A 13,213-nucleotide genomic window follows, 5' to 3' on the forward strand; every position below is an offset into this window, starting at 1 on the left:
ATGCATACCCCTGCTCCTGTTTCCCTACTCTACTGACTATCGAGATTCACGATGCCGTCCGCCTCCATGCCAGTCAAAGCGCCTATCGTGCGTGATATCGTCCTGATCGGCGGTGGGCACAGCCACGTCGGCGTGCTGATGCGCTTTGCCATGCAGCCAGAGCCCGGTGTCCGCCTGACCGTCATCTGTCGCGACACCGACACGCCCTATTCCGGCATGTTGCCGGGCTACGTCGCCGGTCATTATACGTTCGACGATGTGCATATCGACCTGCGCCGGCTGTGTCAGTTCGCCGGTGCCCGCTTCTATCGCGATCAGGTGATCGATATCGACCGCCGCGAGCGCCGCGTGATCTGCGCCGAGCGCCCGGCGGTGGACTACGACCTGCTGTCGATCAACATCGGCTCCACGCCTCGCCTGTCCCACATCGATGGTATCGGTGACCCTGAAGCCGCAGACGCCCCCGTGGTGGCGGTCAAGCCGATCAGCACCTTCCAGCAGCGCTGGCTGAGTCTGCTCGAGCGCGCCAGGAGCGCCGAGCGTCCGCTCGATATCGTGCTGGTCGGCGGCGGTGCCGGCGGTGTCGAACTGCTGCTGGCCATCCAGCAGCGCCTTGCCACCGAGTTGCCCGATGCGCTCGCGCCGAACCTGACGCTGATCACCCGCGGTCAGCGTCTGTTGCCCACCCATGCGCACACGGTCAGTGAGGCGCTTGCCACTACCCTGCACGAGCGCGGCATCCAGGTGCATTTCGGTGAGGAGATCACGGCCGTCGAACGCGCATCCTCGACCGCCCAGCGCCAGCTGATCAGTGCCAGCGGTGCCTGCCATCAGGCCGATGAGGCCATCTGGGTGACACGGGCCGGTGGCGCGCGCTGGCTGGAGAAGACCGGACTGAGCCTGGACGAGGATGGCTTCCTCAAGGTTCGCGATAGCCTGCAGACGCTTGAGGATGACGCCATCTTCGCCGCGGGCGATATCGCACATCAGCTCAACCATCCCCGCGAGAAGGCCGGCGTGTTTGCCGTGCGCCAGGCGCGGCCGCTGGCCGATAATCTGCGCCGGGCCGTGCGCGGCGAGCCACTCAAGGCGCATATCCCGCAGTCGCGCTGGCTGGCGCTGATCAGCACCGGGGATCGCGACGCCATCGCCTCACGCGGCAAGCTGGGGCTGGTCGCCCCGCGTCTGCGCCCGTGGCTGTGGCGCTGGAAGGACCATATCGATCGCCAGTTCATGGCTCGCTTCAATGCACTGCCCAGCATGCAGGACGCCGCGAATGCCGGCGGCCTTGCCGGGCTGCATCAGCGTATCAGCGCTGCCTGGCAGGCGCTCAAGGGCAGCGATAGCAAGCTGCATCCGCGCCTGACCGCCGAGCTGGATGAGCAGGAGGCGCATCAGGCCCTGTCCGCACTGGCGATGCGCTGCGGCGGCTGCGGGGCCAAGGTCGGCGCCAGCGTGCTGTCGCGAGCGCTGCAGAGCCTGGCCCCGCGCGAGAACCCGGACGTGCTGGTCGGGCTGCATGCCCCGGATGATGCCGCCATCGTGCGCGTACCCGAAGGACAGGCGCTGGTGCACAGCGTCGACTTCTTCCGCGCCTTCATCGATGACCCCTACCTGTTCGGGCGCATCGCGGCCAATCACGCGTTGGGCGATCTCTACGCCATGGGCGCGACGCCGCATACGGCGACGGCGGTGGCCACGGTGCCACAGGGGGTCGAGCGCAAGGTCGAACCGCTGGTGCGCGAGCTGATGCAAGGCGCGACCGAGGTACTCAACGAGGCAGGTTGCTGTCTGGTCGGCGGCCACACCGGTGAAGGTCAGGAGCTGGCGCTGGGCTTCGCGCTCAATGGTCTGGTGGAGGAAAGCCTGGCCGGCGTCACCTGCAAGGGCGGCATGCAACCGGGCGATGTGCTGCTGCTCACAAAGGCCATCGGCACCGGTACGCTGTTGGCGGCGCACGCACGCCTGGAAGCCCGCGGCCGCTGGATCGACGCCGCGCTGGACAGCATGCAGCAATCCAGTCAGCGCGCGGCGGATATTCTGCGCGCGCATCAGGCGAGCGCCTCCACCGATGTCACCGGCTTCGGTCTGCTCGGCCATCTGGTCGAGATGACCCGCGCCAGCGGCGTGGATGCCGAGCTCGAGATCGCTGCCCTGCCGGTGCTCGACGGCGCCGAGGACTGTGTCGCCCGCGGCGTGGTCAGCTCGCTGCAACCGGCCAATCTGCGCCTCAAGCGTGCCCTGAAGGATCAGGCCGGCGTCATCGATCATCCGCGCTATCCGCTGCTGTTCGATCCGCAGACCGCCGGTGGCCTGCTGGCCAGTGTGCCGCCCGGGGAAGCCGAGGCCTGTCTGGCCGCGCTCAAGGCCGCCGGCTATCACGCCAGCGCCATCATCGGGCGCATCACGCCCCAGGGCGATGCACTGGCGCCGATCAGCATCAAGCACTGAGCGCGGTTAGACGGTGAGCCAGCCAGCCGGCGGTTACTGACAACCGGCGACACCCAGCGATGCTTCACAAGCGTTGTGACATTAAGCGTTGTGACATTCAGATGCCAAGACGCCCGCCAGAGAACTCTCTGGCGGGCGTCTTCATGACTGCCGACTCATGCGCGGGGCGCCTGGCGACAAGCGTCAGACTGACCGGCTATCTCAGGCTTCGGCTTCGCGCTTGAGCGCCTCGAAGGACTCCACGAACGCATCCATGGTCTCGGCGCAATAATCCCGCAGCCCACTGACGACCAGCTTCTTGGAGCCACTGCCGATGCACTGCTCGCCATCATGGATGCTGAACTCGAGCAGGGTATCACCACGCTTGCCGTTGACCTCAAGCGAGGACCCCACGAAATCGAGGTGCAGGTCGGCGATATCCAGGCGCTCGAAACAGAAGCCCATGCTGTCGTAGATCACCAGCGGGCGTGCCGGGTTGAACATCACGCCCTTCTCCAGCATCAACGGCTGCAGGAAGTGCGGGAAGTTGCGCCCGGAGAAGGCGATGTACTGGCGGGTGAAATTGGCGACCACTTCCTCGTCATGGGTGGTATCGCCGCTGCGCTCGACCGTCAGGTAGACCTTGCCGGCTTCATCGCGCACCAGCAGGGACACGCCATTCTCGTCGGGGGCGTCCAGCGCTTCGAAGATCAAGGGCACATCGTTGCCGACCATGCCGCAGAAACGGATAGTCATGCACTGCGACAGACCGAATTTCGCCAGCAACAGGGAGAACAGCAGGTCGCCGGGCACACAGAAGCGTCGCGCGTCCGGGTCATGAATGGGGTTGTAATCCCCCGCCATCTGCTTGGCGAAACGACTTGCCTGCTCGGCGGTGATCCGCACGCGGCCATCTTCGACCCGGTGAAACTGATCAAGAAACATGGACTGCCTTCCTGCCCTGCTTGAATGATGATCGATGGCCCGTCCTGAACCATCGCGGAAATGCCTCCGAGGGGAGGAATCGCGGTCGACGCGCTGTCACGCCTGCCCACCTGTCGTGTCATGAAGCTTTCAAGACATGCAGATGAAACGATTTTACCACTGGATGACAGTCAGGTGGTGACTCGTGACAGGCTTTGCAAGAGATTGCAGCGCGACAGATGGCCATATACTGTATATAACACCATGCTTTCGAGCAAACCGCCGCACTGCCCGCCACTTCGACAGGCCGCCATGCAAGCCGCTCCCCTCGACAATCCGCGCTACTACCTGGCCAACTTCGACACCCTGATCGACTGGGTCTGCCAGTGTCACGCCGATCTGCTGACAGAGGCGGAGCGTGCCACGGTGGACGCCATCACTTGCCTGCCGGATGCCTCGCGGGCCTTGCTGGTGCGACTGCTGATGCGCAAGGGCGATCATTTCGAGCGCTCGCAGCTGCATTATCCCGAGATCGGTGCGATCGAGGCCGCAAGCCAGCCATTGATCACACCGCTCGCCGACAGTGCCACGCCTGACGGCCTGTGCCGCCACAATGCCGATCTGAGTCTGGACGAGATGCTGGCGCTGGTGACCTTGCCGCGCCTCCGGGCTGCTTTTCCCGAGCTGCCCAGAAGCACGCCCAAGCGTCGCATGCATGATGCCATCAGCGAGCTGCTGGGCGATGTCACGCCACGGCCACTGCCAGCGTGGTTGAACGACCCTGCCGCCGACACCTTGAGTGTCGGGCTGGGGGAGCTGTCGCGACGCCTGAGCCTGATGTTCTTCGGCAACCTGCGCCAGAATTTGTCGGACTTCGTACTCAGCGAGCTGGGCCTGCTGCGTTGCGAGACGGTCACCCTGTCACCGGCCTCGCGCGCCTTCACCCATCGCTGGGAGGTGGATCGCTATCTGGCGCTGGAGCAACTGCGTGAGGACTGGCAGCAAGCCAGCGAGCGGCTGGACCGCACGGCGAACGCTGAGCTTGAGCGGCACTGGCAGCGCATCGTCGCGGCGCTGGATGCGACGCCGTCTGCAGCGGCAAACGAGCTCCGCAGTGAGCCGTCGGCGACTCAACAGCTCACTGACGCTCATGCCACTGACGGGCGTGCTATTGATGATCGTGCCAATGCCTGGCTGGCGCAGCGGCGTGACCGTCTGCGCTTCTCGCTGGCCCGCGACGCCGAGCGCCAGGGCTGGCATCAGGCGGCCGCCCGCCAGTACGCCTGTCTCCAGGACTCCGCGTATGCCCCGCGTGCCATGCCGCGCCGGGTGAGAGCACTGGAGCTGTCGGGCGATATCAGCGCAGCTCACGCGCTGGCCAGCGAGCGGTTGGCGCGCGCCGAGATCACGCTGGACGAGCAGCTGGCACTCGAACGCGCCCTGCCGCGTCTGTGCCGTGGCCTCGGATTGCCCGCGCCCAGACGCGCCAAGGCGCCGACCACTCCACAGATCACCCTCACGGTGCCCGACCTTGCCACCTCGGCGGCTGATGGTATCCACGGCGTCGAGCGCGCGGCCGCCCATGCGCTGGCCACGCCCGAGGCACCGGTCTTCTATGTCGAGAATGGCCTGATTCCCGCGCTCTTCACCCTGCTGTGCTGGGAGGTGCTGTTCGCCCCCTTGCCGGGGGCCTTCTTCCACGCCTTCCATACCGGCCCGGCGGACCTCTATCGTCCTGACTTCGTCAGCCGTCGCCAGGCCGCTTTCGAGGCCTGCTTCGCGCGCCTGAACGACGGAAGCTACCAGACGGTGATTCGTGAACGCCACCAGCAGAAACAGGGCATTCAGGCGCCCTTCGTGCACTGGGAGCTATTGAGCGAACAACTGCTGAACCACGCACTGGACTGCATCCCACCCGCGCATCTGGAAGCCTGTTTCCGCCACCTGCTGGCCAACCCTCGCGAACATCGCGCCGGCCTGCCGGACCTGATCCAGTTCTTCCCCGAGCACAGCAGCGACCGTTATCGGCTGATCGAGGTCAAGGCGCCCACCGACCGTCTGCAGGACAACCAGCGTCAATGGCTGGCCCTGTTCGCGCGCCATGCGATTCCGGCGCTGGAGTGTCGCGTCGAATGGCAGAGCGCGACCGAGGCCTCAGCGGACGAATGCTCCCGGCACAAGGCACCTCCTGCATCATGATCAAGGCGGACGAGACCCGCGCTGAGCCCGCACGCTACCGGATCGCGGTGCGCGAACTGTGCGCCTTTGCCGCGCGCGAGGGAGATCTGGACCTGCGCTTCACGCCATCACCTACTGCCCAGCAGGGCATCCGGGGTCATCAGCGTATCGTGCGCCGACGCGGCAAGGACTATGAAAGCGAGATCTCGCTCAGCGGTGACATCGGCAACCTGACCATCCGTGGGCGCGCCGATGGCTATGATCCCAAGCGCAACTGCCTCGAGGAGATCAAGACCCATCGCGGCGACCTCTCCCGCCAGCCCGCACACCATCGCGCCCTGCACTGGGCCCAGGCACGCGTCTACGGCGCCCTGATGTGTCGCAGCCGAGACCTTGAAGGCATCACACTGGCGCTGGTCTATCTGGACATCGCGGCAGATGCGCCCAGGGGCACCAAGAACGAGAAAGAAGAACAGAACGAGCAGGACGCAGGCGCCTTGGCTGACCGAGACGAGCAGACTGACCAGGCTGACCCCAAAAGCCGCAAGGCACAGCATGATGAGCAGCGTCTGGAAGCCTGGTGGAGCCGTGAGGCGCTGGAGGCGGAGCTGGCACGTCTGGCGGCACGCTTCAGCGAATTCGCCGCCAATGAGCTGGCCCATCGCAGTGCCCGCGACAGCGCGCTGAGCCGCCTGGCCTTTCCGTGGCCGAGCTGGCGCCCCGGGCAACGCCAACTGGCCGAGCATGCCTACAAGGCGGTGATGACCGGCCGCGAGCTGCTTGCCGAGGCACCGACCGGCACCGGCAAGACCCTGGCGACGCTGTATCCGGCACTGCGCGCGATGCCCGCAAGCGGCACGGACAGGCTCTTCTACCTCACCGCCCGCACCCCGGGCCGCGCGCTGGCACTCGACGCATTGGACACCTTGGCACCAGCCACTGACGACAGCGAGGGGCAGGACAAGACACCGGCGACACCGCTGCGCATTCTGGAACTGGGCGCGCGCAGCAAGACCTGCGAGCACCCGTCCCTCGCCTGTCATGGCGAGTCCTGCCCGCTGGCGCGCGGGTTCTATGATCGCCTGCCCGCGGCGCGTGACGCCGCGCTCGCCGATCGACGGCCCCTGAATCTGGCGACGACACGCCGCCACGCCCTGGCCCACGACATCTGCCCCTACTTTCTCGCCCAGGAGCTCTCGCGCTGGGCGGATGTCATCATCGGCGACCACAACCACTACTTCGACAGTCATGCGCTGCTGTTCGCCCTGGCCCAGGCCAATGACTGGCGCACGGTGGTGCTGGTCGATGAGAGCCACAACCTCATCGAGCGTGCCCGTGGCATGTACAGTACCGAACTTGACGCACGCCAGTTCCACTTCCTGCTCAAGCAGTTGAGCCGCACGGGCCATCCGGCCCCGCTGCGCTCGGCTTCACGCGCGCTGGCTCGCCAATGGCGAGCGCTGGAGCAGATCGAACAGGGTACTGACGGCGAGACACAGGCGAGCAAGGTCGATAGCAAGGACGAGGGCCACAAGGCGCAGCGCCTTGCGCTGGAGGCGCTGCCCGGCGACTTTCTCAAGGCCTTGAGCCAATGGACCGGCGCTATGGGCGACTGGTTGGCGGAGCCTGACAAGGCCGCAAGCCCTGCTGCGGCCAGGCAACAGCCAGCGAGAGCCACCGCCACGCAAGCCCCCGAACAGCTGGGCCTGATCGCAAGCGATACCTCCTCTGCTGCTCCGAGTGCTACCGATACAGGCACTGCAACGACAGACTCCGGCTCGGCCTCCTCCACGGCCAGGCGCCGTGTAGAACCCGATGTCGAGATGATGGAGGCGTATTTTGCGGCACTGACACTGGCGCGACTCGCCGAAGGCTTCGGCGATCACTCGCTGTTCGAGGTCGAACTCGCCGCCACTCCCCCTGCGCGGCAGGCGTCGCTTGCCAGCGATTCAAGCTCGAGTTCCGGCGCAGCATCGGATGCAGGATCAGAAGCAGCAGCCCGGTCACGCAAGGCCCGTGGGCGCAGCGTGCGTCAGATCCAGCCGCGACTGCGCTGCGTCAGCCCGGCGCCGTGGCTGGCACCTCGCCTGCGCGCCAGTCACGCCACCCTGTTGTTCTCGGCCACACTCAATCCACCGGCCTATCACCATCGCCTGCTGGGTCTGGCGGACAATGCGGTCTGGTTGAGTGTCGATTCCCCGTTCAGCGCGGCCCAAGTGCAGGTCAGTCGTCATCGGCTCTCGACACGCCTGCGGGATCGCGACGCCTCCTGCCGGCCGATCGCCGAGTTGATGGCGCGCCAATACCGGCAACGCCCGGGCAACTATCTGGCGTTCTTCTCGAGCTTCGCCTATCTGGAACAGGTCGCCAGCACCCTGCAACAGCTGGCGCCGGAGATTCCCCAATGGCGCCAGATCCGCGCGATGACGGAGGCTGAGCGCACCGGCTTCATTCAGCGCTTCACGCCCGAGGGACAAGGCATCGGCTTCGCGGTACTGGGTGGCGCCTTCGGCGAAGGGATCGATCTGCCCGGCTCGCGTCTGATCGGGGCCTTCATCGCCACCCTGGGACTGGCCGGTTTCAGTCCCGAGAATGAAGCACTCAAGCAGCGTCTGGCCACGTGGCTGGACAACGACGCACAGCGGCGTAGCCAGCCGCAACAGGCTGAAGACGACTCACGCGACGATACGCGCACACCGCGCCCGGTCATCCAGCCCTTGAATGCCGATGACTGCACCTATCTGTACCCGGGGCTCACCAGAGTGGTGCAGGCTGCCGGCCGAGTGATTCGCAGCGAGCAGGATCAGGGCGTGATCCACTTGATCGATGACCGCTTCATGCGCCCGGAAGTCGCACGGTTGCTGCCTCGCTGGTGGTCACCGACGAATTGATGCGGGCTGCAAGCGTGACGTCGCCACCATGCGCCGTGATGGCACAAAGCCTGCACATCAATGGAGACTGATGGGGTATTCATTTCGCTCTTCATTTCGTTAGCCACCCGCAAGGAAGCCGCACGATGCCAGACAACGACAACGCCCTGTGGGGCGACGACTATCCGCGTGATCTGATCGGTTATGGTGCCAATCCCCCCCATGCCAACTGGCCGGGTGGCGCGAAGATCGCGGTCCAGTTCGTGCTCAACTACGAGGAAGGCGGCGAGAATTGCCTGCTGCACGGTGACAGCGAGAGCGAGAAGTTTCTCTCCGAGATCATCGGTGCCGAGGCCTATCCCGCGCGGCACATGAGCATGGAGTCGATCTACGAATATGGCTCGCGCAGTGGCGTGTGGCGGATTCTGGATGAATTCAAGCGCCGGGAATTGCCGCTGACGGTCTTCGGGGTCGGCATGGCGTTGGCGCGCCATCCGGATCTGGTCGCGCGTTTCCTGGAGGATGGCCACGAGATCGCCAGTCATGGCTGGCGCTGGATTCATTATCAGCACATGGATGAGGCCCATGAGCGCGCCCACCTGGAACGCGCGGTGGAAAGCTATCGCGAGCTGGTCGGCCATGCACCGCAGGGCTGGTATACCGGACGTGACAGCCCCAATACCCGCCGTCTGGTGGTGGAACACGGCGGCTTCACCTACGACAGCGATTACTACGGCGATGACCTGCCACTGTGGATGGAGGTGACTACCGCCAATGGCGAGCAGGTGCCGCATCTCGTCGTGCCCTACACCCTGGACACCAATGACATGCGCTTCGCCAGCGCCCAGGGCTTCAATAGCGGCGAGGACTTCTTCCAGTACCTGCGCGATGCCTTCGATGTGCTCTATGCCGAGGGCGAGACAGTGCCCAAGATGCTCTCCGTCGGGCTGCACTGTCGGATCGCCGGCCGCCCGGGACGCTTCGCGGCTCTGAAACGCTTCCTCGACTACGTTCAGTCGCATGACAAGGTATGGATCACACGGCGCATCGATATCGCCGAGCACTGGCAGCGCGAACATCCCTATACCCCCGCCAGCTGAAGAACCATCCCTTCAAGCGCCAGCACCAGAAACGCCGCATCCCGAAAGGGCTGCGGCGTTTCTGGTCAACTCCAGACAATGTCTGCAATCGCACATGCAAGGCAGCGCTGGTCAGTTTTCCAACATGCAGGTCAGTCTTCCAACATGCAGGCCAAGGCCAGCAGGCTCTCATCACGTCCCGGCAGGCCCAGCAATGACACGCCCCAGGGCGGGGGTGCGGCTTCCTGTGGCAGACGTGCCGCCGAGTCGGCAAGCCACGGCAGACTCAGCTGCGGCGCACCGTTCAAGCCCGCCAGCGCGGTGAGTCCCATCAGGCGATGACGATAGGCCTCCATCACCTCAAGGCTTGCACCCAGCAGCGGTGAGGCACCCGGCGTGGTGGGCAGCACGAACACCGCCTCGCTGGTGGCTTCGGCCTGGGCGTGGGCAGCCTCACTGTCATCTTCGCAGGCACTCACGCCGCCCTCATGACTGGCCGCCAGCTGCTGGCGATACCAGCGTCGAACGGTGTCTGCCTTGGCTTCTGCTGCCTGCTCATCGCTATCACTCAGCGTCATGCACCATTTGAGTCTTGCCGCGATATCCGGGTTGAGGCGCGGCCAGCGCGATTCGGGCCCCTGCTCCGGCGTACTCAACCACGCCTGGTGAGTACGCCGAATCTCGCAGCCCTGCAGAATCCGGAAGGCTTCACTGGCGTGTGCCATGAAGGTCTGACTCAGCATGCGCCGCTCACATTGAAAGCCAAGCGACTCAAGACGCCGGGACAGCGGCCCCAGCAAGCGCTGATAAGGCCCCGCGGCCAGCCCTTCCGGCACCAGCAGGATGATACGAGCCGGCAGTCGGGTGGCTGTCGTTGCCGGCATCAACACTTCACTGACCTGCGTCAGCGTCGCCAGATCCCGCGTCATCCAGCCGACGGTGTCAAAGCGCGGCGCCAGCGGCTTGAGCCCGGTCATGCAGATACGACCATGCGTCGGGCGCAGCCCATAAAGCCCGCAGTAACTGGACGGCACGCGGATGGAGCCGCCGGTATCGGTGCCCAGCCCGATCTCCGCCTCGCCACGTGCCACCGCCACCGCAGAGCCCACGCTCGAGCCGCCCGGCAACCTCAGCGGCGCGCGTGGGTTCTCCGGCGTGCCGAAATGCGCATTGGTGCCATTGAGGCTATAGGCCAGCTCATCGGTGGTGGTGCGGGCTCGATAATCGGCCCCCGCCTGCTGAAGCGCGAGAACAGCAGGCGCCGTCTGCCGCTCGATGGGGGCGCTGTCCAGCAGGTCAGGATTGCCCTGGCCGATGCGCTCGCCCTTGATCGCGAACAGATCCTTGACCACCAGTCGCTGGCCATTCAGCGGGCCTTCTTCCTGCCGCCCCTGTCCCTGCCGCCGCTGTCCCCGCGGCCCCGAGAAACGTGCCGGCGCTAAATAGATACGCTTGTCCACTGGAAGCGACTCCTTTCGACTCATGATGTGGTCCACCGCTGTTCGCTCAAGACGCTGCGCTCATAGCACCGCACCGAGGAACTGGCGCAGCTCTTCCGTGGCCGGATTGGCAAACAGTGTCGCGGGGTTCCCGGACTCATGCACGCGCCCCTGGTGCATGAAGATCACACGGTCCCCCACATCACGGGCAAAATTCATCTCGTGGGTGACCAGAATCAGCGTCATGCCCTCACGCTTGAGCTGTTCCAGCACCTTGAGCACATCGCCGACCAGCTCCGGGTCCAGCGCCGAGGTGATCTCATCGCACAGCAGCACCTTGGGGTGCATCGCCAGGGCGCGCGCGATCGCCACCCGTTGCTGCTGACCACCGGAGAGCTGACTCGGCCAGGCATCGAATTTCTCCCCCAGCCCGACCTTGGCCAGCATCTCGCGGGCCTCGCGCTCGGCGACATCGCGGGCGACGCCCTTGACCAGCATCGGTGCCAGCATCACGTTCTCGCCGACGCGCTTGTGGGGAAACAGATTGAAGCTCTGGAACACCATGCCGACATCCTGCGCCAAGGCGGCGGCGTCCATCTCGCTACCGTCCAGCAGCTTGCCGGCGACATGAATAGTGCCGCCGTCATGCTGTTCGAGCTGATTGATACAGCGCAGCAAGGTGCTCTTGCCGGAACCGCTGCGACCGATGATCGACACCACCTCCCCCGGACGCACCTCGAGATCGATCCCCTTGAGTACCGCCACGTCACCGAAGGACTTGGTCAGCGCCGACAGGCTGACCAGCGGCGCCTTGGCGCTCTCGTTGACAGGGGCGCTGTCGGAGACAGGTGCGCTCTCGGAGACAGCGGCGTCGGATGAGGCGCTATCCAGCGCAGAAACTTCAGCGAGCAGTGACATTGAGACGTGCCTCCAGATGGCGAGCCAGCCGCGACAGCGGATAGCACATGGCGAAATACAGCAACGCGACCAGCGCGAAGACGGTGAAGGGTTCCAGGGTGGCGTTGTTGAGCATGGTGCCGGCCTTGGTCAGCTCGACGAAGCCGATCACCGAGGCAAGCGCAGTGCCCTTGATGATCTGCACCGAAAAGCCGACGGTCGGCGCGATGGCCATGCGCAGCGCCTGCGGCAGGATGATATGACGCATGGTCTTCAGGTAGCCGAGCCCCAGCACCCGCGCCCCTTCCCACTGCCCCTTGGGCACCGCCTCGACACAGCCGCGCCAGATGTCGTGCAGGAAGGCACTGCTGAACAGCGTCAGCGCCACGGCCGCCGCCGTCCAGGCCGAGACATCCAGCCCGAAGACCGCCACGCCGAAGAAGGCAAGGAACAGCTGCATCAACAGCGGCGTGCCCTGGAACAGCTCGGTATAGAGACGACAGAAGAGCGCCGCCCCCGGCCAGCGGGTCAGGCGCAGAAAGGTCAGCGCAAGCCCCACCAGACTGCCGCCGATGAAGGCGATCAGGGACAGCGCCAGTGTCCAGCGCGCCGCCAGCAACAGGTTGCGCAGAATGTCCCACAGCGTGAAGTCGATCATGAGTGGGCCTCTTTCAGGACATGGGAAGACAGACGGCTGCGCGGGGCCGGCGTCAGGTGGCGAAAGCCGAACAGGTGACGCCCGATGCGGTTGAGCAAGGCGCGCATCGCGATGGCCAACAGCAGGTACATGCCTGCCGTCACCACGTAGCTCTCGAAGCTCAGGAAGGTGCGTGACTGGATGAAGTTGGCCGCGAAGGTCAGGTCCGCCACGCTGATCTGGGAGACCACGGCGGAGCCCAGCATCACGATCACGCACTGGCTGGTCAGCGCCGGATACATGCGTTCCAGCGCCGGCATCAGCACCACATGGCGATAGCACTGCCAACGGGTAAGCCCCAGTGCCCGCCCGGCTTCCCACTGGCCGCGACCGGTGGCATCGACCCCGGCACGCAGGATTTCACTGCTGTAGGCCGCCAGGTTGAGCGTCATCGCGATCACCGCGGCCATCTCGGCACTGAGTGACAGCCCCAGCGCCGGCAGACCGAAGAGGATGAAGAACAGCTGGACGATGAAGGGCGTATTGCGCAGCAGCTCCACCAGCATGCCCAGCAGCCGGCTGAAGAGGCTGGTCGGCGCACGATGGCGCTGCCAGACACACAGCACCGCGCCGAGTATCCCCAGCGTGGTGGTCAGCGCCGTCAGCCAGACCGTCGTCATCAGCCCGGCCATCAGGTCGGGCAGATACGGCAACAGGCGCGGGAAATCCGGGAGATAATTCATCGATCAAGCCTCACGG

9 protein-coding genes are annotated in these 13,213 nt (G+C 65.3%); 4 read left to right on the forward strand and 5 right to left on the reverse strand.

The window, feature by feature from the left end; genetic code table 11:
* Window positions 1–87: 87 nt before the first annotated feature.
* Entirely contained in the window at window positions 88–2,451 is a 2,364-nt protein-coding gene (selD, locus tag MSG32_RS05710) for a selenide, water dikinase SelD (RefSeq protein ID WP_248378486.1), read from the forward strand.
* A gap of 201 nt (window positions 2,452–2,652) precedes the next feature.
* Here selD and MSG32_RS05715 read toward each other — a convergent pair whose 3' ends face one another.
* On the reverse strand, window positions 2,653–3,375 hold the full coding sequence (locus MSG32_RS05715) for a DUF3581 family protein (RefSeq protein WP_054556084.1): 723 nt from the start codon (window positions 3,373–3,375) through the stop codon (window positions 2,653–2,655).
* Between the two features lie 291 nt (window positions 3,376–3,666).
* On the opposite strand from MSG32_RS05715, the gene MSG32_RS05720 reads away from it, so the two are divergent.
* From MSG32_RS05720 to puuE, 3 genes are all read left to right on the forward strand, one after another.
* Window positions 3,667–5,553 carry a VRR-NUC domain-containing protein gene (locus MSG32_RS05720; protein ID WP_248378488.1) on the forward strand — a complete coding sequence of 629 codons (1,887 nt, stop codon included), beginning with the start codon at window positions 3,667–3,669 and terminating at the stop codon, window positions 5,551–5,553.
* Window positions 5,550–8,423: a helicase C-terminal domain-containing protein gene (locus MSG32_RS05725; protein ID WP_248378490.1), complete on the forward strand. Its 2,874-nt coding sequence runs from the start codon at window positions 5,550–5,552 to the stop codon at window positions 8,421–8,423. Before MSG32_RS05720 ends, MSG32_RS05725 begins: the two co-directional genes overlap by 4 nt.
* Window positions 8,424–8,548: 125 nt before the next feature.
* Window positions 8,549–9,502, forward strand: coding sequence for an allantoinase PuuE (gene puuE / locus MSG32_RS05730; RefSeq protein ID WP_248378510.1), 954 nt, complete (start codon window positions 8,549–8,551; stop codon window positions 9,500–9,502).
* A gap of 131 nt (window positions 9,503–9,633) precedes the next feature.
* Here the strand turns inward: puuE and MSG32_RS05735 are convergent, their stop codons facing one another.
* Genes MSG32_RS05735 through MSG32_RS05750 form a run of 4 tightly spaced genes read right to left on the reverse strand, consistent with a single transcriptional unit; the run spans window position 9,634 to window position 13,197 of the window.
* Complete coding sequence (locus MSG32_RS05735; RefSeq protein WP_248378512.1) at window positions 9,634–10,941, reverse strand: amidase family protein; 1,308 nt, start codon at window positions 10,939–10,941, stop codon at window positions 9,634–9,636.
* Between the two features lie 60 nt (window positions 10,942–11,001).
* A complete protein-coding gene (locus tag MSG32_RS05740) occupies window positions 11,002–11,838 on the reverse strand; it encodes an amino acid ABC transporter ATP-binding protein (protein ID WP_282460302.1) in 837 nt (278 codons plus the stop codon).
* Window positions 11,822–12,475 carry an amino acid ABC transporter permease gene (locus tag MSG32_RS05745; protein ID WP_077376658.1) on the reverse strand — a complete coding sequence of 218 codons (654 nt, stop codon included), beginning with the start codon at window positions 12,473–12,475 and terminating at the stop codon, window positions 11,822–11,824. Before MSG32_RS05745 ends, MSG32_RS05740 begins: the two co-directional genes overlap by 17 nt.
* Window positions 12,472–13,197 (reverse strand): amino acid ABC transporter permease, encoded by a 726-nt coding sequence (locus tag MSG32_RS05750; RefSeq protein WP_248378514.1) that lies wholly within the window; start codon window positions 13,195–13,197, stop codon window positions 12,472–12,474. The genes MSG32_RS05745 and MSG32_RS05750 overlap by 4 nt, the downstream gene beginning before the upstream one ends.
* Window positions 13,198–13,213 lie beyond the last annotated feature (16 nt).

Source organism: Cobetia sp. 1CM21F (assembly GCF_023161745.1).
Lineage (GTDB): Bacteria > Pseudomonadota > Gammaproteobacteria > Pseudomonadales > Halomonadaceae > Cobetia > Cobetia amphilecti.